The sequence below is a fragment of the Terriglobus aquaticus genome, from assembly GCF_025685415.1.
In the GTDB taxonomy this organism is placed as follows: Bacteria; Acidobacteriota; Terriglobia; order Terriglobales; family Acidobacteriaceae; genus Terriglobus; species Terriglobus aquaticus.
Window position 1 is genome coordinate 3,277,096 of record NZ_JAGSYB010000001.1, and the last position, 20,437, is coordinate 3,297,532.

22 protein-coding genes are annotated in these 20,437 nt (G+C 63.4%); 15 read left to right on the plus strand and 7 right to left on the minus strand.

The features are described 5' to 3' along the window. Positions 1–20: 20 nt before the first annotated feature. The gene (locus tag OHL12_RS13600) at positions 21–806 is read right to left on the minus strand and encodes a glutaminyl-peptide cyclotransferase (RefSeq protein WP_263414357.1); all 786 of its coding nucleotides are present in this window, start codon (positions 804–806) and stop codon (positions 21–23) included. A gap of 147 nt (positions 807–953) precedes the next feature. On the opposite strand from OHL12_RS13600, the gene OHL12_RS13605 reads away from it, so the two are divergent. Next, the gene (locus OHL12_RS13605) at positions 954–2,039 is read left to right on the plus strand and encodes a hypothetical protein (protein WP_263414358.1); all 1,086 of its coding nucleotides are present in this window, start codon (positions 954–956) and stop codon (positions 2,037–2,039) included. Positions 2,040–2,115: 76 nt separating this feature from the next. On the opposite strand, the gene OHL12_RS13610 is transcribed toward OHL12_RS13605, so the two are convergent. Then, a complete protein-coding gene (locus OHL12_RS13610; protein ID WP_263414359.1) occupies positions 2,116–2,364 on the minus strand; it encodes a hypothetical protein in 249 nt (82 codons plus the stop codon). A gap of 22 nt (positions 2,365–2,386) precedes the next feature. On the opposite strand from OHL12_RS13610, the gene OHL12_RS13615 reads away from it, so the two are divergent. Beyond that, the gene (locus OHL12_RS13615; protein WP_263414360.1) at positions 2,387–3,595 is read left to right on the plus strand and encodes a BaiN/RdsA family NAD(P)/FAD-dependent oxidoreductase; all 1,209 of its coding nucleotides are present in this window, start codon (positions 2,387–2,389) and stop codon (positions 3,593–3,595) included. A gap of 107 nt (positions 3,596–3,702) precedes the next feature. On the opposite strand, the gene OHL12_RS13620 is transcribed toward OHL12_RS13615, so the two are convergent. Continuing rightward, positions 3,703–4,638 (minus strand): ketopantoate reductase family protein, encoded by a 936-nt coding sequence (locus tag OHL12_RS13620; RefSeq protein WP_263414361.1) that lies wholly within the window; start codon positions 4,636–4,638, stop codon positions 3,703–3,705. A gap of 147 nt (positions 4,639–4,785) precedes the next feature. On the opposite strand from OHL12_RS13620, the gene OHL12_RS13625 reads away from it, so the two are divergent. The 7 genes from OHL12_RS13625 to rlmN all read left to right on the plus strand — a co-directional run bounded on the left by OHL12_RS13625 (position 4,786) and on the right by rlmN (position 11,640). Further along, complete coding sequence (locus OHL12_RS13625) at positions 4,786–6,300, plus strand: RNB domain-containing ribonuclease (RefSeq protein WP_263414362.1); 1,515 nt, start codon at positions 4,786–4,788, stop codon at positions 6,298–6,300. 141 nt (positions 6,301–6,441) lie between these two features. Further along, complete coding sequence (locus tag OHL12_RS13630; RefSeq protein ID WP_263414363.1) at positions 6,442–7,536, plus strand: NAD(P)-dependent alcohol dehydrogenase; 1,095 nt, start codon at positions 6,442–6,444, stop codon at positions 7,534–7,536. 222 nt (positions 7,537–7,758) lie between these two features. Beyond that, the gene (locus tag OHL12_RS13635; protein WP_263414364.1) at positions 7,759–8,220 is read left to right on the plus strand and encodes a DUF2127 domain-containing protein; all 462 of its coding nucleotides are present in this window, start codon (positions 7,759–7,761) and stop codon (positions 8,218–8,220) included. Between the two features lie 113 nt (positions 8,221–8,333). Continuing rightward, positions 8,334–8,837 (plus strand): hypothetical protein, encoded by a 504-nt coding sequence (locus tag OHL12_RS13640; RefSeq protein WP_263414365.1) that lies wholly within the window; start codon positions 8,334–8,336, stop codon positions 8,835–8,837. A gap of 208 nt (positions 8,838–9,045) precedes the next feature. Beyond that, the gene (locus OHL12_RS13645; protein ID WP_263414366.1) at positions 9,046–9,513 is read left to right on the plus strand and encodes a DUF6036 family nucleotidyltransferase; all 468 of its coding nucleotides are present in this window, start codon (positions 9,046–9,048) and stop codon (positions 9,511–9,513) included. Between the two features lie 151 nt (positions 9,514–9,664). After that, positions 9,665–10,270, plus strand: a complete 606-nt coding sequence (locus OHL12_RS13650; RefSeq protein WP_263414367.1) for a PEP-CTERM sorting domain-containing protein — start codon at positions 9,665–9,667, stop codon at positions 10,268–10,270. A 137-nt stretch (positions 10,271–10,407) separates the two neighbouring features. Next, a complete protein-coding gene (rlmN, locus tag OHL12_RS13655; RefSeq protein WP_263414368.1) occupies positions 10,408–11,640 on the plus strand; it encodes a 23S rRNA (adenine(2503)-C(2))-methyltransferase RlmN in 1,233 nt (410 codons plus the stop codon). A 78-nt stretch (positions 11,641–11,718) separates the two neighbouring features. On the opposite strand, the gene OHL12_RS13660 is transcribed toward rlmN, so the two are convergent. Then, a complete protein-coding gene (locus OHL12_RS13660) occupies positions 11,719–11,979 on the minus strand; it encodes a helix-turn-helix domain-containing protein (protein WP_263414369.1) in 261 nt (86 codons plus the stop codon). 196 nt (positions 11,980–12,175) lie between these two features. After that, a complete protein-coding gene (locus OHL12_RS13665; RefSeq protein ID WP_263414370.1) occupies positions 12,176–12,934 on the minus strand; it encodes a TIGR00266 family protein in 759 nt (252 codons plus the stop codon). Between the two features lie 210 nt (positions 12,935–13,144). Here OHL12_RS13665 and OHL12_RS13670 point away from each other — a divergent pair, with 210 nt between their 5' ends. The 3 genes from OHL12_RS13670 (at position 13,145) to nadD (ending at position 15,366) form a co-directional block, all read left to right on the plus strand. After that, positions 13,145–13,954, plus strand: coding sequence for a GNAT family N-acetyltransferase (locus OHL12_RS13670; protein WP_263414371.1), 810 nt, complete (start codon positions 13,145–13,147; stop codon positions 13,952–13,954). 62 nt (positions 13,955–14,016) lie between these two features. After that, a complete protein-coding gene (locus OHL12_RS13675) occupies positions 14,017–14,718 on the plus strand; it encodes a lysophospholipid acyltransferase family protein (RefSeq protein WP_263414372.1) in 702 nt (233 codons plus the stop codon). A gap of 21 nt (positions 14,719–14,739) precedes the next feature. Continuing rightward, positions 14,740–15,366 carry a nicotinate (nicotinamide) nucleotide adenylyltransferase gene (gene nadD, locus OHL12_RS13680; RefSeq protein WP_263414373.1) on the plus strand — a complete coding sequence of 209 codons (627 nt, stop codon included), beginning with the start codon at positions 14,740–14,742 and terminating at the stop codon, positions 15,364–15,366. Here nadD and OHL12_RS13685 read toward each other — a convergent pair. Continuing rightward, on the minus strand, positions 15,363–16,382 hold the full coding sequence (locus OHL12_RS13685) for a LacI family DNA-binding transcriptional regulator (RefSeq protein WP_263414374.1): 1,020 nt from the start codon (positions 16,380–16,382) through the stop codon (positions 15,363–15,365). The two genes, nadD and OHL12_RS13685, sit on opposite strands and share 4 nt — an antisense overlap. A 119-nt stretch (positions 16,383–16,501) precedes the next feature. Beyond that, positions 16,502–17,164: a PEP-CTERM sorting domain-containing protein gene (locus OHL12_RS13690; protein ID WP_263414375.1), complete on the minus strand. Its 663-nt coding sequence runs from the start codon at positions 17,162–17,164 to the stop codon at positions 16,502–16,504. Between the two features lie 505 nt (positions 17,165–17,669). Between OHL12_RS13690 and OHL12_RS13695 the strand changes: the two genes are divergently transcribed. The 3 genes from OHL12_RS13695 to OHL12_RS13705 all read left to right on the plus strand — a co-directional run bounded on the left by OHL12_RS13695 (position 17,670) and on the right by OHL12_RS13705 (position 20,433). Then, the gene (locus OHL12_RS13695) at positions 17,670–18,386 is read left to right on the plus strand and encodes a CDP-alcohol phosphatidyltransferase family protein (protein ID WP_263414376.1); all 717 of its coding nucleotides are present in this window, start codon (positions 17,670–17,672) and stop codon (positions 18,384–18,386) included. A 208-nt stretch (positions 18,387–18,594) separates the two neighbouring features. After that, positions 18,595–19,065, plus strand: a complete 471-nt coding sequence (locus OHL12_RS13700; RefSeq protein WP_263414377.1) for an RrF2 family transcriptional regulator — start codon at positions 18,595–18,597, stop codon at positions 19,063–19,065. A 102-nt stretch (positions 19,066–19,167) separates the two neighbouring features. Further along, entirely contained in the window at positions 19,168–20,433 is a 1,266-nt protein-coding gene (locus OHL12_RS13705; RefSeq protein WP_263414378.1) for an IscS subfamily cysteine desulfurase, read from the plus strand. Positions 20,434–20,437: the final 4 nt, after the last annotated feature.

The following is a 20,437-nucleotide window of genomic DNA, read 5'->3' on the forward strand; positions in this document are numbered from 1 at the left end:
CTCAGCGCGGCTGCGTCGACCTACTTCTTGGGAACGAGCTTGATCTCGAAGATAGCGGGCCACTGCTTCCCGGTGACGAAGAGGCGGTCATGCTGGGCGTCGTAGGCGATGCCGTTGAGCACCGACTCGGCGTTGACGCGCTGTGAGTCCGGAAGAATGCCGTGCAGGTCGATCCAGCCAAGCACCGCACCGTCTTTGGGCGAGATGCGGGCGATGCGATCGTCGTGCCACACGTTAGCGTAGATCTCGCCTTTCACGAACTCCAGTTCGTTGAGCATCTCGATCTTTTTGGGGCCGTCGTGCGCGACGATGTGGCGCGTCTCCGCAAACGTGGCGGGATTGCGGAAGCGCAGGGTGCTCGTGCCGTCGCTGGTGATGATGCTGGCTTTGTCGTGCGTCATGCCCCAGCCTTCGCCGGTGTAGGTGAACTGCTTGACCGGGCGGAAGGAGAAGCGGTCATAGACAAAGCAGACGTGCGACTTCCAGGTCCACTCGTAGATATTGGCGCCCCAGTCGACAATGCCTTCGCCGAAGTACTGCTGAGGGAGGTCGCGCTTCTGAATGGGCTGACCGGTCGAGGGAGCAATGGCCATCAGGGCCGACTGGCCTTCCATGCCGGTGCCTTCGTAGAACAGACCGTCCAGGAAGAAGAAGCCTTCGGTGTAGCTCTGGGTAGAGTGCGGAAAGCGCTGCACCACCTGGTAGCCATAGGTAGGCGCGGCCGCCCGTGCGGGCAGGGGGTTGCACCCAGTCAACACACACGCTGAAAGCACACCGGCCAGGGCAAGCAGAGAACCCGATCGCATCGTCACTCCCACAGCTTAGACGGTCCGGCGAGTCTGTGAGACCAAGCTGGCGTGGTGGTGACTTGAAGCCGACATATCGGTACTAATCTCGCTGGTCTTTGAGGAGCTGTATGGAAGAATGGGTCACGTTCGGTATCAGGCTGACCCATGTATATTCTTGCGCATTCAAAAACGTCGATCCGAGCTGTCGTGTGTCTGATTTTGTGTTCGCTTCCACTTAGCGCTTTGGCTCAATTGCGCCAGCTCCAGCAATTTTCATTTGCTCAGAAGCAGCCTGCGTGGACTCTTGGGGATATGCATGGGCTTTTTGGACAGCAGGCCTTGGCCCTGACGCAGACAGGTGACCTGCTGATTTTTTCTTCCCGACGAACGGGAGTATGGGAACTGTATCGGGTACAGGGCTGGGACACAGGGCGACCGGTGATCGACCACCTGCAATTAGCCGATTACTTTTCTTCCCATGACCAGCATGATCTCGAGCAAACAGATGTGAAGCTCTACATCAGTCCTGATGGGATGAACGTTGTTTGTGTTGGGAGTGCATTTTGGCTCAAGCGGGTATACGGGAAGGCTGTAGGCAAATCTCGGACGAACAGCATTATCACCGTTGTCGATCTCACGACGTTCAAGCCTGTAAAAAGGGCCGAGACAAAGGAACTTGACTTACTGGAATTCCAATCAGTCAAGATGGATAAAGAAGGACGAATCCTGGTGGGCAGCAGTGTGTTTGGAGACACTCCCCAAGGAGAGTTCGTCCAGCTCGCCGTGCCGTCCCTCGACGTGGGACAGAAATGCATATACGCGATGGCGAAGCGTGATCATACGGCAGAGCAGGCCGTAGCTAAGACGCCTGACGCCTGTAGACGAGATCTGGGGACGGTGTCTCTTGAGGAATATCTGAAGCGAGCAGCAGCTATTCCGGCTGCAGCTGGCTTTATGTGTAAAGACGCGAAGGCCGAATACTGCCCCCAGCCGGTTCGCTTCACACCGGATGATCGGTTTGGATTGGGAATACGGACCGAGGGACATGATGATCTTCTGGGCTGGTGGGTACAAACGCGAACCACAGCAATCGTCTTTTCAGCAAAGACCCACCTTGAAGTAGGTGAACTGGACCTGACTCGCACGTCGCCCTACCTGACGCTTGCTTCGCTGAACGGGAAGGACTTCCTTGTTTCGGTAGAGGCGGGCTCGAAAGTGACCGTATATGAAATATCTGAACTGAATGGCTGACCTGCCGAGTCTCTGGTCTGACTGACGATCGGCAACGAGAAACGCCCTTAGCGGAAGCTAGCCTCACATGCCCACGTCAAGTGAAGAGCGTGGGAGCTTCGGCCGGGATTGGCAGGCCGGGGGCGCCGTCGTCGCATCGTGGGCAGCGGCGCTGGTGGACGCGGATGCCTTCTTCGCCGTATTCGTAGCCGCAGCCGGCGCGGATGCAGCGCAGGATGTAGACGTACTGGCCGTCCATGCCGCCGTCGACCCAGGGGACGCGCCGCAGCACCTTTTGCCGCTGTGGGTTCACGTAGCCGGGGCGGGTTGTGGGTGCTTCTGCCATTGCCTTCATAGAATACGAAGGAGTGACGCAGGGGAATCCACAGCGGCGTTGGGATGTTGTCGTGCTGGGTGCGGGCGCGGCCGGGCTGATGTGCGCGGCGGAGGCGGGCAAGCGTGGCCGTAGCGTCTTGCTGCTGGACCACGCGGAGCGCGCGGGCAAAAAGATTCTGATTAGTGGCGGCGGCCGCTGCAACTTCACCAACCTGCACTGCACACCGGCGAACTTCCTGTCAGAGAACCCGCACTTTGCGAAGTCGGCGCTGGCGCGCTACACGCCGAAAGACTTCGTCGCGTTGGTGGAGATGCACCGCATCCCGTACCACCACAAGACGCTGGGGCAGTTGTTCTGCGACGGCTCGGCGCAGGCGATCGTGACCATGCTGGAGGCGGAGTGCCGCGATGCCGGCGTGGAGACGCGGCTGCGCTCGGCGGTGGAGCGCGTGGAGCGCGATGCGGATGGATTCACCGTGTACACCGCGAGCGGGGCGGTGGAGACGCGGACCGTGGTGGTGGCGACGGGCGGGCTGTCAATTCCGAAAATGGGAGCGACCGGCATCGGGTACGACATTGCCCGCGGCTTCGGTCTCGGCATCGTGGAGCCACGCGCGGCGCTGGTGCCGCTGACGCTGCCCGAGCCGGTGCTGGAGCACTGGGCGGCGATCAGCGGTGTGTCGGCCGAGGTGACGGCGACGATCGTGCCCGCGGCGAAGCGTCGTGTGGCTCCGCCGGTCTTTCGCGAGAAGCTCCTGTTCACGCATCGCGGCGTGTCGGGCCCGGCGGTGCTGCAGGCGTCGTCGTACCGTGCGCCGGGCGATTTGTTGCGGTTGGACCTGGCGCCGGGCAAGAACGTGTTTGGACCGCTGCTGCAGCCGGGAGCGCGGCGTGATGAGCCGACGACGTCGGCGCTGCTGCGGGCGCACGTGTCGCAGCGGCTGAGCGACCGCTGGCTGCAGGCGAATGCTCCGCCGGACTGGAAGAATCGCTCGCTGGAGCAGATGGAAGCGACGCTGCACGCGTGGACGCTGCCGATTGCGGGCGACGAGGGCTTCAGCAAGGCCGAGGTGACGCGCGGCGGCGTGTCGACGGCAGACCTGGACAGCGCAACGCTGCAGGCGAAGAGCGTGCCGGGGCTGGCGTTCATCGGGGAAGTGGTGGACGTGACCGGGCACCTGGGTGGCCACAACTTTCAGTGGGCGTGGGCGAGCGCGTTCGCGGCGGCGCAGGCGTTGTAGAGCGGCTGCGCTGTGGTTAGTGCTGCTACGGAAGAAAAGCAGGTCCTTCGCTTCGCTCAGGATGACACTTGTGTAACGAGGTGGCGCTCAGGCGGTTGCGTCGCGCTTCAGGCAGTCGCGATACGTCTGGACTGATAGATCTGCAGTCGCACAAAGGCGGCGCGCAGCAGCGGCGTAGGCACGCCGTTCGCGCGGCGGATAAGGTCGCCCAGGATCTGGTCGGCTTCCACTTCGCCGCCGGCCTTCATATCGCGGTACATACTGCTGGTCACGGTTGAGTCGGGATCGGCGAAGCGGGTGCGCATTTCTTCGATCAGTTCCGCGCGCGGAGCGTGGCCGTTGGCGGTGGCCACGGCCATGCACTCGTCCAGAACAGCGCGGTTGAACTCCTCACCACCAACAGTGCGACGCGCCTCGCCCAGCGAAGCGTCGGACAGGACGCAGGCGGTGCCGATGGCGGCCAGCAGCCACCACTTCTGCCACATGTCGGCGACCACGTCGGGCGAGTTCGTGGTGGAGAAGCCGTGGACGGTGAGCTGCTCGAGTATCTGCGCGGCGCGGGCGGCGTTGTCGACAGTCGCAGGGCGAAAGCCAAAGGTGAGCTGGTCCAGCGGGTTGTGCTGCCACACGTCACCGTTGGGCAAGACCTCTGCCATGATGCGGACGGTGCCGCCCAGCACATGCTCGCGACCGAAGCGCGCGTCCAGCGTGTCCAGGTGCTGCATGCCGTTGAGCAGCGGCAGGACCAAGGTGTTCGACCCGACCGCAGGAGCAAAGTCGTCCATGGCCGCGTCCAGCGCGTAGCTCTTGGTGCTCAGCAGGATCAGGTCGTACGGCTGTGCCGCGGAGCGAAGCTGCTCTGCGGAGACGATGGCAGGATGGAGCGTCACGTCGCCGCGCGGACTGATCAGGTTGAGGCCGCGTTCGCGAATCTGCGCCGCCCGGCGATCGCGCAGGAGAAAGGTGACATCACGTCCCGCCTGCGCCAAACGACCGCCATAGTATCCGCCCACCGCCCCCGCACCAACCACCAGGATCCGCATCCATTCACCTCGCGGTTCTGATTGTAGAGAGAGCTTCCTCCAGCGACGGTTCCAGCCGGGAGGCACGCGGCGCTGATGGGAACCACGTGGTTCTGCTTCGTTGGCATTCTTTGCAGGTTGTCGTGCAGGGCGTAGTCTCAATCGCGCATGTCTACGCCGCCACCTTCTCACTCACCCGCCGCAACTCCGCACTTCGACTTCAGCGCCGCCGCCACTGCCGAGATGGCCCGGGAGGACTTCGATCTGACATCGGTACCGGGCAGCGATCAGCAGCTTCGGCAGATCGTGTCTTCGCCGCAGCCCGTGGTTCCGGGCGCAATCGATCTTCGTTCGTTGTCGTGGTCGTCCATCGATAACGACACGTCGCGCGACCTGGACCAGATTGAGTGGGCGGAGCGGACGGACGTCGGAGCGATCCGCATGCGGGTCGCCATCGCGGATGTTGCAGCGACGATCGCGAAGGACTCGCCGCTGGACCACTTTGCCGCGCGGCAGACGCAGACGGTGTACACCGCGGCCCGCAACTTCCCCATGCTGCCGGTGGAGCTGTCGACGGGGTTGACGTCGCTCAATCCGGGCGAGGATCGCAACGCGCTCGTGGCGGAGTACGTGATCGCGCAGGACGGAACGCTGAGCGCGGGCAGGCTGTTTGCCGCACAGGTGCGCAATGGGGCGCAGTTGACATACCGGCAGATCGGCGCGCTGCTGGACAGCGGTCTTTGCACGCAGGGAGCAAAGGCGGCGCAACCTTCAACAGCACTCAACCTGCAGCCGGAAATGGTAGAGCAGTTGTGCCTGCAGGTGGAAGGCGCGCAGCGCATCCGGGCTCACCGGCAGGCCGCGGGCGCGCTGGACTTTCGCCGCGCGGAGGCGACGCCGGTGGTCGCGGACGGGCAGATACTGTCGCTGGAGACCACGCTGCACAATCCGGCGATGGACCTGATCGAAGACCTGATGATCGCGGCGAATGAGACGGCTGCGACGTTTCTGCACGCGGCGGGTCGGTCCAGCATTCGGCGCGTGGTGCGGTCGCCGGAGCGTTGGGCGCGCATTGCCGACCTGCTGAAGCCGCTGGGGTACGACCTGCCTGCAGAGGCCGACTCCTTTGCCCTGAATCGTGCGCTGGCCGAGCAGCGAGCGAAGGATCCGGACCACTACCCGGACCTGGCGCTGAGCGTGATCAAGCTGATGGGCGCAGGCGAATATGTGCTGGTGAAGGCTGACGACCCGTATCCGCCGTCGCACTTTGCGCTGGCGGCGCACGACTACTCGCACTCCACCGCGCCCAATCGGCGCTTTGCGGACCTGGTGACGCAGCGCATCGTTCACGCTGCTTTGCAGAGTCTGCCTGCGCCTTACACGGACGACGAGTTGGCAGCGATCGCCGACCACTGCAATCAGGTGGACAAGGCGGCGCGCAAGGTGGAACGCGCGATGGCTAAGCGGGCGCAGGCAGTGGCGTTGCAGGGCAGCATCGGCCAGGTGTTCCCTGCGGTGGTCACGGGAGCGGGGCCAAAGGGCACGTTCGTTCGCGTGCTGTCGCCGCCGGTGGAAGGCATGCTGCAGCGCAGCTCCACGCCGCACGATGTAGGCGACCGGTTGCAGGTGCGGCTGATTCACACCGACCCGGCCAAAGCGTTCATCGATTTCGAGCAGGCCTGAGGACGTGATTTGAATGGTGTGAAAGTGACCGCGCCACACGCTGCCGCAGCGCGACGAACGCTCTGCGTTCGAACGGGGTTTTGCATCCGACTGCTGAGCGCCACGCCGGAATGCAACGAGCCGTGGCCAGGAGAGTTCTTGATGATCCAGTCTGTCGGCTACGCTGCGAACCATTCTTTTACCGGCCTGAAGCGGCATGAATTTGAGCGCGAGGACCCCAGGCCGAACGAGGTCCTGATTGACATCCTCTACTGCGGCGTCTGCCATTCCGACATTCACCAGGTGAAAAATGACTGGGGCAACACCGTGTATCCCTGCATGCCGGGGCACGAAATTGTCGGTCGCGTGGCGCAGGTGGGCAGCGATGTGTCGAAGCACCAGGTGGGCGACGTGGTGGGCGTGGGCTGCATGATCGATAGCTGTCGCACGTGCGAGCCGTGCCGCACCGGCGATGAGAACTACTGCGAGGGACCGAATAGCTGGCTGGCGACCTACAACGGTCCCATGGTGCCGTCGAAGAAGTCGCCCGACGGCGAGAATCACTACGGCCGCGACAACACCTTTGGCGGCTATTCAATCAACATCGTCGTGCCGGAAGATTTTGTGCTGAAGGTGCCGGCGAACCTGCCGGTGGAGAAGGTGGCGCCGATCCTGTGTGCAGGCGTGACGACCTACTCGCCGATGAAGCACTGGGGCTTGAAGGCGGGGCAGAAGGTAGGCATCGTCGGCTTTGGCGGGCTGGGCGACATGGCCGCCAAGCTGGCCAAGGCGATGGGCGCAGAAGTGGTGCTGTTCACCGAGACGGAAGAGAAGCTGAGTGAGGCCGCGCGGCTGGGGGTGCAGGCCGTGTACAGCAAGGACAAGGATCAGATGGAGTCCCAGGCGAACACCTGCGACTTCATCCTGAGCACGATTCCGGAGCCGACCGACCTGGAGCCCTTCATCCCGGTGCTCAAGCGGGATGCGTCGCTGGTGATCGTGGGCGCGCTGGACAAGCTGAAGCCGTTCAACAACATGGAAATGGCGATGCACCGTAAGTCGGTGGGCGGTTCTCTGATCGGCAGCATCCGCGAGACGCAAGAGGTGCTGGACTTCTGCGCCGAGCACGGCATTACGCCGGATGTGGAGATGATCGGGATGGACGACATCAACGACGCGCACAAGCGGGTGAACGACCGCGAGGTCCGGTTCCGGTACGTGATCGATATGGCGTCGCTGAAGACGGAAGAGGCCTGAGCGGGCCGTAGCGCCCATGCGTCGTTCTGCGGAAGAGTAAGGACATTGATCGGTGCCGATGGTGCGATCTCTTCCAGCAGAACGGCGACCGTGCTGATCGCACGAGTGTCACGCGGACCGGAACGGCGCCCGCCCGCGAAAAGACGTAGAGTAAGCGGCCTGGATGGCGGATGATGGAGGCAGATCGAGATGGCGACAGATCATCCGTGAGGCGAGGCCTTCTTGTCCGAGAACAATGCGTTTCGCCGCAATCTTAGACTGATTGCGGTCTTCAAACTGATCAAGGTTGTGGCGCTGATCGCGGTCGGCATCTCTGTGCTGAAGCTGGTGCATGGCGGTGCGGTCGATACGCTCTACGACTGGATTACGACGCTCGGCCTGAACCCGGACGGGCACTATGTCGATCTGGCGGTCGGCAAGGTCGCCGGTATGCCGCCGGAGCGATTGAAGGAGTTCGGGTTTGCGAGCTTCCTGTATGCCGGGCTGTTCCTGGTGGAAGGCACCGGACTGTGGTTGCAGAAGCGATGGGGCGAGTGGGTCACCGTGTTCATCACGAGCTCGCTGGTCCCGCTAGAGGTCTTCGAACTCTTCCACCATCCCAGCGTTGCGAAGGGCTTCATGCTGATCGCAAACCTCGGCATCGTCGTGTACCTGGTGGCGAATATCCGCCGGCAGGACGCGTAGCGGACCGGCCGTTGAGCAAGCAGGCTACATGTCGGGGAATGCCGCGAGCCCGAACCTGCCTGGATTCCTGCGGGTTGCCGCGACATCTGGCGCGCTCTACCGTCAACGGGAGCATGAAGTTTTTCCGTTTCGCCCTCGCCCTTGCCGTTCCGTTGTCGATCTGTGCTGCCGCGCGTGCACAGATTGCCGCCTACGCCGCCTTCACCGGAGCGCACTATGACACGCCGGACAAGTTCTATGGCGGCGGCACGTTCGGCATTTACGACGACTTCTACAAGTTCGGTCCGCTGCACCTGGGTGCGGACGTGCGCGGCACAAAGTTGAGCGGCAGTAATCACAACAGCTCGACCAGCGTCCTCGCCGGGTTTCGCGCTGCGGTCAAGCCGCCGGTGCTGCCGATCAAGCCGTACGCGGAAATCCTGGCAGGCGTGGCGAGCACGGACATCGGAGCAGTGGGCGGATCCAAGCACCTGTCGGCCGAGGCGAACGGCGGTGTGGACTTCACGTTTCTGCCGCACCTGGACTGGCGTGTGGTGGAGCTTGGCGGCCAGATTGGTGGCGACAAGGCCAACTCGAACTTCCACGTGAGCACGGGCATCGTGCTGCGCTTCTTCTAGCCGGGTGTGCCCGGCTCTGCGATGATGAAAGGCATGGAGAGGGGATCAGCCGTGCAGCAAACCCCGTGGGGAATAGCCCGCAAAGTGTCCTGGGAACAGGCGCGGCAGGAGCAGCGCGATGAAGCCCGTCGCATGTCGATCGCGGAACGGCTCGCGCTGATGACGGAGCTGAACCGCCAAGCCTTTGTGATCGCCCCGGAGCCCGCCCGTGACCCCGCAGCAGCTTACTTTGTTCGCCGCCCTGAACTCCGGAAGCGTTGAGTACCTGGTCGTCGGCGGAGTTGCAGTGAATGCCTACGGCTACATACGAAGCACGCAGGACCTCGACATCTTCATAAGACCGACTCTGGAGAACGCACAGCGAGCATTCGCTGCGTTGCAACAACTCGGCTTGGATTTACCGGGAGACGCCTCGGACCTGCTCGTCGACTATGAAAACCTGCGCTTCGGCAGTCGGCCGGAACAGATCGACTTGCTGAACTCGATTGGCGAGATGTCCTTCGAACATGCCTGGCGAAATCGCGTGGTGGTGGGCGTGGAGGATGTGGACATCGCATTCATTAGCAAGGCAGACCTGATCGAAAACAAGCTACAGGTGGGACATCTTCGTGATCTGGCCGATGTGGAAGAGTTGCAAAGCCGCGGGGATCTGGATGAAATACCCGACTCGCTTTGATTGTGGTCCTGTCAAGACGTATGGCGCGTTATGTCTGTCTTGAGCCGCTACAACTTCCGTAGCCGCAGCATGGGCCGGAATCGCCATCGTCTTGTGGCGACATCGGAAATAGCCTAAGGGCAACCTTGTTTCCCCCAACAGGAGTTCCCCCATGCGGTTCCATATCTTCCTGGCGGCTCTGGCCGTCCTGAGCGGTAGCGCGGTTGCGCATGCCGACGATTTCACCTTCACCCTGTCCGGCAGTGCCGGCGGATTCTCTGGAACGGGTACGTTCAGCGGGTCGGAACAGGCCGGAAAGCCCGGCACTTACGACATCACCGGCGTCAGCGGCAGCAATACCAACGGCATCATCGCGGCCGGGCAGTACAACGGCAACGACAACCTGCTGACGCCGAATGCGAGCTATTTCGTCGACACATCGGGCATCTCGTTCTACGACCAGACCGCTTCGGGCGTGTACGCCGTGCGGCTGTACAAGTCCGGTAATGGATATTGCGGGATGGACACGAACGATCCTTCGCAGTACTGCATCGACCTGCAGGAAGTGAACACTCCCAATCCCGGCGATACCACGCTTCCGGTGACATTCCCGGGGACATCGGGCAGCCCCGCCCGCCTGGCGGTGCGGTTCTCGCTGGCCAGAACTGCGGCGGAACCCGCGCCGGCAGCGACCCCGGAGCCGGGCAGCCTGATGCTGCTGGGCACTGGAGCCCTGGCCCTGGCCGGAGTGGGCCGGCGCCGGTTCTCGCAGCGCTAGACACGGATTCGAAACGCAAGAGGGCGCAGCAAAAGCTGCGCCCTTTTCGCGTGCACGGCGATCCGTTTGGAAAACGTGGCTCCAGAGGGCTTTGCTGTGCGGAATCTTTCTCCTCCGGACCCGTATCCTAATAGGAGATGGCGACCCTGTTTGGACTCACGCTGCCGGAGCTGACCGAGCGCATGACAGCGCTGGGGCAGAAGCCCTTCCGCGCGCGCCAACTGTGGGACGCCTTGTACCGCGGCCGCGTGGCGTCGCTGGACGAGGTCACGACGCTGTCGCAGGAGTTGCGGGAGCGGATGGCTGCCGAGGGCGACGTGGTTGGCCTGCCGGAGATGGTGCAGACCGCGACCAGCGTGGACGGCACGGAGCGCTACCTGGTCCGCATGGCCGACGGCGAGACGGTGGAAACCGTGTGGATGCCGGACGGCGACGGAGCCGAAGCTCCCTACGAGGATGACGAGGCAGAGGCGGCTGCCGAGACGCGCACGGAGCGGAACGCGAGCCTGGCCGCGCGCCGCCTGCCGCACGGTGCCAACGCCATGCGCCCGGTGACGGACGCGCGCAACCGCGGCGCGCTGGCGGAGGCGGGCTACCGGCGGGCGACCATCTGCGTGTCGTCGCAGGTGGGCTGCGCCGTGAACTGCCAGTTCTGCCTGACGGCCAAGCTGGGCATCAAGCGGAACCTGACGCCGGGCGAGATCGCCGGGCAGGTCGCGGCCGTGCTGAACCGGCACCGGATCCAGGTGGGCCGGGACCGCATCAACCTGGTCTTCATGGGCATGGGCGAGCCGTTCCTGAACTACGACAACTTCATGGCGGCGGTTCGGCTGCTGGTGGAGGGGATGGGCCTGCCGGAGTCGCGCATGACGGTGTCGACCAGCGGCATTGAGCCGGCGATCCGGCGATTTGCGCAGGAAGCGGTGCGGCCGCGGCTGGCTCTGTCGCTGAACGCGAGCAACGATGCCGTGCGTGAACAGGTGATGCCAATCACGCGCAAGTGGAACATTCAGCAGCTTTTGGACGCGGTGCAGACCATTCCGCTGGGCAAGCGCGACTGGGTCACTTTCGAATATGTGTTGCTGGGCGGGGTGAACGATCGGCCGGAGCATGCGCAGGAGGTTCTGGACCTGTTACGCGGCATTCCGAGCAAGGTGAACCTGATTGTGTGGAATCCCGGGCCGGGTATTGCGTATACGCAGCCGCTGCAGGACGATGTGGATCGCTTTCAGAAGGCGCTGATCGCGGGCGGCATTCCCACCTACATACGGCGGCCGCGCGGGCGGGACATTTACGCGGCGTGTGGCCAGTTGAAGCGGACCGTGGCCGAAAACGCCGAACCCCGGGAGCTGGTTACGCTGGTGGCGTAAGCAGCGCCTCGGGGCAGGGCACGGATCGAAACCTTCCGGTCAGAGCATTTGGCACGGACCGGTCTGGCAGAGGCGGGCTTACAGGCCTTCCATGGCGGTGGCCATGGAGATGCCGAGCGCACCGGAGATGTCCCAGAGCATCTCCAGGTCGATCTCTTCCTTGCCCTCTTCGATGTCCTGCAGGTGAGCACGGGTGATGCCGATGCTCCAGGCCAGATCGACGTCAGAAAGCTTGCGTTCCCGCCGCAGATCGCGGAGGCGGATGCCGAACTCGGTGAGAATGTTCGGCGTGGATGTGGGGTACGACGAAGATGGGGTGTAGCTGAGCGAGAGTGACAAGGCCGATCCTTTCGTCCTTCTTGGTTTCGTTCCGTCCGTGTCCAGCGGGCGTCCATCGCGCGCCGCTTGTGACAAGTTCAGCCTCAAGGAAACCAGGTAGGTTCGCTATGGCCATTTCGAGACACCGGCGCTCCCACGGAAGTGGCAGGGGTGCTACGGTCACCGCCTACACCTGTGGTCGGCCTGTTCGAAAGCGCTAACGCATTCCGTTCAGGATGGACCCGACCACACCGCCGATGGCACCGCTTTCCACCTCGCGCCGGCTTTCCCCGGACGGCAGATATTCCTGCAAAGCGTGTGCCAGATTGCTTATCGGCAGAGTTTGCAGCCACACGCGTCCCGGACCGGTCAAAGCTGCCAAAAAAAGTCCGTCGCCGCCGAAAATCAGGTTGCGGATGCCCGGAACCCGGGTGATCTGGAAGCTGACGCTGGCCTGAAAGGCGCCGACGTGGCCGGGATGGACACGCAGGGTCTCGCCAGGCTGCAGATCGCGGACGACTTCACCGGAAAGCTCGAGCCAGGCCGTGCCCTGGCCGGAGATCTTCTGCAGCAGAAAGCCAGAGCCGCCAAAGATGCCGGCGCCCAGCGACTGCTGGAAGCCGACGCCGAGCTGGATGCCGGGCGTGGCGCACAAAAAGCCGTGGCGGTGAATCATGTACTGGTCGTAGCCGCTGTGCAGCTCCAGGGGGACGATGTGGCCGGGCACCTTGGTGGCAAAGGCGACTTCGCCGGGATAGCTGACGGCGGTGTACTCCGTCATGAACAGGGTTCCGCCGCCCGCCATGCGCCGGATGGCACCGAGGAAGCCGCCGCCGCCGGCGAGCTGGGTGTGCGTGTTGAGCGTGATGCTCTGCGTCATCCAGCTGAGTTCGCCGGATTCGGCGATAACGGACTCGCCCGGTTGCAGCAGAAGTTCGAGGGCGGGCATGGTGCTTCCATGAATGCGTGTCTGCATAGAGGTCTCCGCGACCAAGATACGCTGCGGCCGGCGGAGGGGTTCCAACGCCCAGCGAGGTGATCGGCGGGGCTCGATGGCGTTGCAACCGGAAGCTCACCGCATGTCGAACCCGCGGTCATCGGCTATTGACTTCAGCTTCACGGTGGCGCTGCACAGTATGCGCAGAACACGGCGCACTTTCAGCGCAAACACCAGCGAGGCTGCCCAATGTCGTTTCTGCCCGTAGTTCTTCCCGCACCTACGCCGGCCCTGCCGTTCCTGCGACCGCAGGAGCTTGCACGGACGGCACGGTTCCAGGCACGCTTGGCACTGACCGAGGATGACCGGCGCGCGGTGTACCGGCTGCGCTTCGTGGTGTTCAACCTGGAGATGCACGAAGGCCTGGAGAGCGCGTATCTCGACGGTCTGGATACGGACGCCTACGACGACGTCTGCGACCACCTGCTGGTCGAGGACACAACAACCGGGCAGGTGGTGGGTACGTATCGCATGCAGAGCGGCGCCACGGCAATGCGCCACCACGGCTACTACTCCGAGCAGGAGTTCGACTTTTCGCCGTACGAGTCGAAGCGCAGCCAGATCCTGGAGCTGGGGCGAGCATGCGTTCATCGCGAGTTCCGCAACTCCGACGTGCTGAACCTGCTGTGGAAGGGTGTGGTGCGGTACAGCCGGGAGCGAGGGTTACGATACCTGATTGGCTGCTGCTCGCTGTCGTCGCAGGTGCCGGCGGAAGGCCGTGCCGTGGCCGAGCTGCTGCAGGCCTACACGGTGGAGCCGGAGTGGCAGACGCGGCCGACGGCACAGTGCGCGCTGCCGGGCGAGCCGAAGGAAGCGGAAACTGACGAGAATGGCGCGACGACGGAGGGCGAGGTGCCACGGCTGCTGCGGGCGTACCTGGCAATGGGAGCGCGGATCTGTGCAGCGCCCGCGATCGACTATGCGTTTGGCACGATCGACTTCCTCACGCTTCTGGATCTGGAGATGCTGCACCCGCGCGTGTTGCGCCGCTTCCTCTAAGCTGGGAGCACTTGTATTCGATCCCAGAACTCGCGCGAGGGTGTTGGCGAAGCGCCCGCCTAGTGGCGCTGCTGCTGTGGGCAGGCGTGGAGGCTCCGCGCATCGCTCGATCAGACGACGCAATCAAGGCACGCTGGCGGAAGCATTGGGCGCAGCGGCTGCTTCGCGTGATGCACGTGACGGTGGAGCAGCATGGCGCCGTGCCGCAGGGTGGTTTGCTGGTCAGCAATCACCTGGGCTACCTGGACGTGGTGGTGTACGGCTCCGTGATCGACGGGACGTTTCTGAGCAAGGCCGAGGTGGCGCAGTGGCCGCTGCTGGGACCGCTGACGCGCGCGGCCAACACGGTGTTTGTGGAGCGGGACAGCGCGCGGTCCACCGCTGCGGCGAACCGGCAGATTGCAACGCTGCTGGAGCAAGGGCAGGAGGTGCTCATCTTTCCGGAAGGCACGAGTTCGGGCGGAGAGGATGTATTGCCCTTTCAGTCGCCGTTCTTCGACGCACCGCAGCGGACCGGGGCGCCGGTGTGGGCAGCGGCGGTGGCGTACCGGGCAGCGCTCGAGCACGGCACGGTGGCGGAACGGGTGTGCTACTGGGGAGACATGGTGATCGGTCCGCACCTGTTCGGTCTGTTGTGCGTGCGATCGATTGCGGCGACTGTGTGGTTTGCGGAGGCTCCGCTGGCCATAAAGGATCGCCGGGCGGGTGCGGTGGAGGCACACGGGGTGGTGGCGGGCCTGCATGCACAGGCGCTTCGCGGATAGCAGCGCTTTACGGAATCCCACTTGCCCGCATACCCTCTACGGATGCGCATCGGCTACTTTGGAGGCAGCTTTGACCCGCCGCACCGCGGGCACCTCCTGCTGGCGCGGCTGGCGGCAGACGCGTTTCACCTGGACCGGGTGCTGTTTGCGCCTACGGGTAGACAGCCGCTGAAGGACCATATCGCGCATGCGGAGTTCGCGGACCGCATGGCCATGGTGCGGCTGCTGTGTGCGAGCGAGCCGGGTTTTGAGGTGGTCGACCTGGATGCTCCGCACCCGCATGGATCGCCGAACTACACAGTGGATGCGCTGGAAGAGCTGCGGAGGCGCGAGCCGGACGCAGATCTGTTTGCCCTGGCGGGGGCGGACAGCTTTCTAAGCCTGCCGCGCTGGCGCGATCCGCAGCGATTGCTGGAGTTGGCGGAGTGGATCGTGGTGTCGCGGCCGGAGTTCCCGCTGGAGGAACTGGACGCGCTGGGCCTTACGGCGGAGCAGCGCGCCCGGGTTCACGTGCTGAACACACTGCACGACGACACAAGCGCGACGGAGATCCGTGCCCGGCTTCGGTATGGCGTGACACCGGCCGACCGCCTGAAGCCGGAGGTGCTGCTGTACATCGCGCGGATGCACCTGTACCACGCGCGCTAGGCGCGCGGCAGGCCCGTGCTGGCGCGCACGACAACGCGCGGCGAAATCAGCACCGAACGAGGCTTGGAGCGAGTCTTGCTGCCGATCAGTTGCAGGGCCAGGCTGGAGGCGTGTTCGCCCAACTCGGCCGTGCCCTGGTCCATAGAGCTGAGCGGAACTTCGAGATACGCCGAGATCGGCAGGTTGCCGCAGCCGATGATGGCGATGTCTTCCGGGACGCGACGGCCGAATTCACGGGCGGCGCGGATGGCCCCCACGGCGAGCAGGTCGCTGTAGCAGAAAACCGCGTCGGGGTGCTCGGGGCGTTCCAGCAGGCGTCGCATGGCGTTGTAGCCCAGCAGGTCCGGGCGGCCGCTGTGCAGGTCGCAGGCAAGGGTGAGCGCGGGATCGGCGGGGATGCCGCGGTGGGCGAGTGCCTCCCGGTAGCCGAGCAGACGATCGTTGGCGGTGCTGGTGCCTTCGCTGCCGATGTGGGCGATGCGGGTGCGCTTGAGGGAAAGCAGGTGCTCGGTGGCGAGGCGGCCGGCCAGGACGTCGTCTGTGCCGACGAAGTTGGCGTTGGAGCCGGGCAGGGCGCGATCCAGAAGGACGCAGGGCGTGGACCGGGCCAGAGCGGAGTTGAGGCTAGCCGGGTCGGTCTGGCAGGAGGCGATCAGCAGAGCGTCGACACCGCGCTGGAGCAGGTTTTCGATCTCGTGCTGCTCCACCGCGGGGCTCTCGTCTGCGGAGGCGAGCAGGAGCTGGTACTGGCTGCGACGAAGATGGGCGCCGAGGCTGCGGGCCAGCTCCGCAAAGAACGGATCGGCGATATCAGGGACGACCAGACCGACGGTGAGGCTGCGACCGCTGGCCAGGCCGCGCGCGATCATGTTGGGCTTGTAGTTCAGCTCCTCCATTTTGCGCAGGATGCGGTCGCGGGTTTCGGCGCTGACGTCGGTTTTGCCGCGCAGCACCTTGCTGACGGTCACGATAGAGACGTCCAGGGCGTTCGCGATGTCTTTGAGTCGGGTGGGCATGGAGCAAGAGCGCCGCAAACAGGAGCGGCAATACGCCTCATTGTAAGGGCGTATTGCCGCGATCTGTACGGGTTGCCGACGGGAGTGTGGAGCGTAAGCGCTAACGCAGCGTGCGTGCGTTAGGCAACCTCCTCCGCGCGTGCGGCGAACCGCTTGCGGAACGACAGAGCGGTGCTGATCAGACCCGTACCGAGCAGGGCCAGGCTGGAAGGCTCAGGCGTGGGAGCGGCGGAGGCGGCGCCGATGAACTCCTGCGGCGTGCCGTTTGTCCAGCCGGTCTGGTCCGCGGTGGGCGTGTAGAGGACGAAGTTCGAGAAGAAGCCCGAATTGATCACATCAGGGTCGGCGGCATAGTACGACGCGTAGTCCACCAGGGTCTGCGAGGTGCTGGTGAAGCCGGTGTTCGAGGTGATGTCCGGATCGAAGATGCTCCAGATGGCGTACTGAACGTCGGAGTTGGACAAGCCGTACTGGCCGAAGACGTAGTAGAGGATGGCATCCGTGCGGTAGTCAATGGCGGTCTGGGACGATCCCAGGTCCAGGCTCTGGACACTCACCTGCCACTGCTCGCCGATGCTGACCTGGCGGTTGTAGTCGAGACAAACCAGCGAAGTAAGTGAGCTACTTCCATTGATGCTGAAGTTATAAGGGTAGATATCTTCGCCATTAACACTGCCTCCTGTGGTGGAGACGAGGTTCAGGGTGTCAGCGTGGACCAGGAGCGGGCAGAAGACGAGAGCGAAAGCACAGCAAAAACGCAGGGCATTACGGAAAGAAAGCATGATTTCACCGGGCTGCGCTGTAGCGCAGCAAGTTAGGCGACCGCAGGTGCGAACGCTGATCTGATGTTGGATCCGGTGACGCTCAAGAAGAGGAACCAGACCAAGGAGAAGAAGTACAACAAAGTGTTCCAGAGTTACGAAAGCCAATCTAACTGCAATGGATGGAGAACGCGCGTCCTAAGTTGAGCGATGTCGTCGTAAACCGACAAAACTGATGGCGTAAGTTCTGGGCGTAACGCGTTGAGAACCTGAGTGGTTACCGGAGGTAACCTCCTGAATCGTTGCGATGGAGAGTTACCGCGGCAGATGCGCACGTGAGAGACGGGACTGAGCCATCCTGCCATGCTCGATGAAGGTTTTCGGGCTAGCCATTGTCGAGCCTTGGCCGACGGAAGGCAATTGCGGCTGCTCAGAGTCGTGCCGAACCGCGGCCGCGCATGCGCGGTGCGTGGGAGTGCGATAGTTGGCGCGGAGCGGTTAGGATGCGGGTTGGACTGCCTTGCCCATGACGTTGCTGGAACAGATTCGCGCGACACCCAACCTGCTGACACTGCTGCGACTGTTTCTGATCCCGTTTCTGGTGATCAACCTCCTGGATCACCACAACGGCGTAGCGCTGCTGCTGTTTGTGCTGGCGGGGATGTCCGACGCGCTGGACGGACAGATTGCGAGGCGGTGGGGGCAGTCGACACGGCTGGGCCAGTATCTGGACCCGATTGCGGACAAACTGCTGCTGAGCACCCTGTTTCTGACGGTGACGCATATGCGGCTGGTGCCGCAATACGTAACGGTGCTGGTCTTTGCGCGAGACCTGGGCATTCTGCTGATCAGCACGCTGCTGTATGCGACGAACACGATGCGGGACTTCAGGCCCAGCCTGCTGGGCAAGCTGAACACGCTGCTGCAACTGGCGACCGTGCTGGTGGTGCTGGTAGAGGCGGTACAGCCGACGGAGCCTTGGTGGACGGTGCGGGGATGGATGCTGATTGCGGTGGCGTGGCTGGCACCGCTGTCGGCGGCGCAGTATGCGTGGATCGTGACGCGAACGGTGAGCGCAGATTCGACGCCGAGCCGGGCGGAAGGCGCGTCCGGCACACCTAGCCCGGCGGCGGTGACGGCGGATGGAACGATGCTGCCGCTGGACGATGCCGCAGAGGTGCAGCCCGCTCACACAGAGTCTTCGGCACGGGTGCTCGCTCAGCCAAACGGAGATGCCTTGTAGGACCCTGCGTTCAGGCGGGCGACGCCCGGAGAGCGGTGGCGTAGAGCTTGATGGCCCGAGCCTGTTTCGCTTGGCTCGCGCCGGACCGCTTTCTGTTCGATAATAATTCTCAAAGAGGCCCGAATTGCCGTTGCTATGGGCAAATCGCGAGCCTACACTTGAACTATGGAGCGAGTCCGCCTGGCGGTCTTCGTTCTTTGAATCCACCATGCTGCGGCTGACGAAAAAAGCGGACTACGGACTGATGGCGCTGAAGTACCTGGCGGAGCAGGCGATGACGCCTGGCGCGCCGAGTGCGCAGTCTGCCAAGGACGTAGCCGAGGCGTACCACATCCCGCCGCAGTTGCTGGCAAAGATCCTGCAGACGCTGACCCGGGCGAACATTCTGGTGAGCACGGCTGGAACGAACGGCGGCTACGCCCTGGCGCGGCCGGCAAGCGAAATCAACGCGTTTGAGGTGATCCGGGCGATCGACGGGCCGCTGTTTATCACCAGTTGCATCACGATTCACGGCACCTGCGACCTGGCCGGTCATTGCACCATCAAAGAACCGTTGCGCAAGGTGAATGACAGCATCAAGGACCTGCTTTCCGGCATCCGGATCGCCGACCTGGCGGAGCCGGTAGAGGGTGAAGGACGGACGCCGGTAGCCGGTGGCCTGGTCTCAATCGCGCTGTAGCGGGCATTACTGGAAGAGCGCGGGACCGAAGCAGATACGAGAGCGCCCCCGAAAGCAAGAGAGGCGCATGACAGACGACAGGAACGGAGAGGAAACAAACGCATGAGCACCGCAGCCGTAGAACTTCTGGAAAGCACACCGGTACACACGGGCGTGCAGTTGCCCATTTACATGGACAATCACGCCACCACGCCGCTGGACCCGCGCGTTCTGGAGGCGATGCTGCCCTACATGACCAAGGTGTTCGGCAACGCGGCCAGCCGCAACCACGCGTTTGGCTGGGAAGCCGAGCAGGGCGTGGAGAAGGCGCGCGAGCAGATTGCAAAGCTGATTGGCGCGAGCGCGAAGGAGATCATCTTTACCAGCGGCGCGACCGAGTCGAACAACCTGGCCATCAAGGGCGTGGCGGAGATGTATCGCGAAAAGGGCGACCACATCATCACCCAGGTGACCGAGCACAAGGCGACGTTGGATGCTTGCAAGCGGCTGGAAAAGCAGGGCTACCGCGTGACCTACCTGCCGGTTGAGGCAGACGGCCTGGTCTCGGTGGAGAAGCTGGCCGCTGCGATCACGGACAAGACCATCCTGGTCAGCATCATGTATGCCAACAACGAGATCGGCACGATCAATCCGATCGCCGAGATTGGCAAGCTGTGCCATGAGAAGGGCGTGCTCTTCCACACGGACGCCGTGCAGGCCGTAGGCAAGATCCCGGTGAACGTGATCAGCGACAACATCGACCTGCTCTCGCTTTCGGGGCACAAGGTGTACGGACCCAAAGGTGTGGGCGCGCTGTATGTGCGTCGTCGCAACCCGCGCGTGCAGTTGAATGCGCAGATCGACGGTGGCGGCCACGAGCGCGGTATGCGTTCTGGCACGCTGAACGTGCCCGGCATCGTTGGCCTGGGCGCGGCATGCGAGATCGCGATGAACGAGATGGAAGCGGAAGGCAAGCGCCTGCGCGAGCTGCGCGACTACATGCGCCAGAAGTTCGAGAATGCTCTGGACTACGTTCACGTGAACGGCAACATGGAGCACCACCTGCCGAACAACCTGAACATGAGCTTCGTGTACGTGGAAGGCGAGTCTCTGCTGATGGGTATCAACGACATCGCGGTCTCGTCGGGCTCGGCCTGCACTTCGGCGACGCTGGAGCCCAGCTACGTGCTGAAGGCGCTGGGTCTGGGCGACGATGTGGCGCACAGCTCGATCCGCTTCGGCCTGGGCCGGTTCAACACCAAGGAAGAAGTGGATTACGTCTCCGACAAGCTGATCGATACGGTTCTGAAGCTGCGCGAGCTTTCGCCGCTGTACGAGATGGTGAAGGAAGGCATTGACCTGGAAAAGGTGGAGTGGACCGCCCACTAAGGAA

Excerpts from the sequence above, each read along its gene's own strand:
- OHL12_RS13600 (WP_263414357.1), bottom strand. The coding sequence starts at position 806 with ATGCGATCGGGTTCTCTGCTTGCCCTGGCCGGTGTGCTTTCAGCGTGT.
- OHL12_RS13605 (WP_263414358.1), top strand. The coding sequence starts at position 954 with ATGTATATTCTTGCGCATTCAAAAACGTCGATCCGAGCTGTCGTGTGT.
- OHL12_RS13610 (WP_263414359.1), bottom strand. The coding sequence starts at position 2,364 with ATGGCAGAAGCACCCACAACCCGCCCCGGCTACGTGAACCCACAGCGG.
- OHL12_RS13620 (WP_263414361.1), bottom strand. The coding sequence starts at position 4,638 with ATGCGGATCCTGGTGGTTGGTGCGGGGGCGGTGGGCGGATACTATGGC.
- OHL12_RS13625 (WP_263414362.1), top strand. The coding sequence starts at position 4,786 with ATGTCTACGCCGCCACCTTCTCACTCACCCGCCGCAACTCCGCACTTC.
- OHL12_RS13630 (WP_263414363.1), top strand. The coding sequence starts at position 6,442 with ATGATCCAGTCTGTCGGCTACGCTGCGAACCATTCTTTTACCGGCCTG.
- OHL12_RS13640 (WP_263414365.1), top strand. The coding sequence starts at position 8,334 with ATGAAGTTTTTCCGTTTCGCCCTCGCCCTTGCCGTTCCGTTGTCGATC.
- OHL12_RS13650 (WP_263414367.1), top strand. The coding sequence starts at position 9,665 with ATGCGGTTCCATATCTTCCTGGCGGCTCTGGCCGTCCTGAGCGGTAGC.
- rlmN (WP_263414368.1), top strand. The coding sequence starts at position 10,408 with ATGGCGACCCTGTTTGGACTCACGCTGCCGGAGCTGACCGAGCGCATG.
- OHL12_RS13665 (WP_263414370.1), bottom strand. The coding sequence starts at position 12,934 with ATGCAGACACGCATTCATGGAAGCACCATGCCCGCCCTCGAACTTCTG.
- OHL12_RS13670 (WP_263414371.1), top strand. The coding sequence starts at position 13,145 with ATGTCGTTTCTGCCCGTAGTTCTTCCCGCACCTACGCCGGCCCTGCCG.
- OHL12_RS13685 (WP_263414374.1), bottom strand. The coding sequence starts at position 16,382 with ATGCCCACCCGACTCAAAGACATCGCGAACGCCCTGGACGTCTCTATC.
- OHL12_RS13690 (WP_263414375.1), bottom strand. The coding sequence starts at position 17,164 with ATGCTTTCTTTCCGTAATGCCCTGCGTTTTTGCTGTGCTTTCGCTCTC.
- OHL12_RS13695 (WP_263414376.1), top strand. The coding sequence starts at position 17,670 with ATGACGTTGCTGGAACAGATTCGCGCGACACCCAACCTGCTGACACTG.
- OHL12_RS13700 (WP_263414377.1), top strand. The coding sequence starts at position 18,595 with ATGCTGCGGCTGACGAAAAAAGCGGACTACGGACTGATGGCGCTGAAG.
- OHL12_RS13705 (WP_263414378.1), top strand. The coding sequence starts at position 19,168 with ATGAGCACCGCAGCCGTAGAACTTCTGGAAAGCACACCGGTACACACG.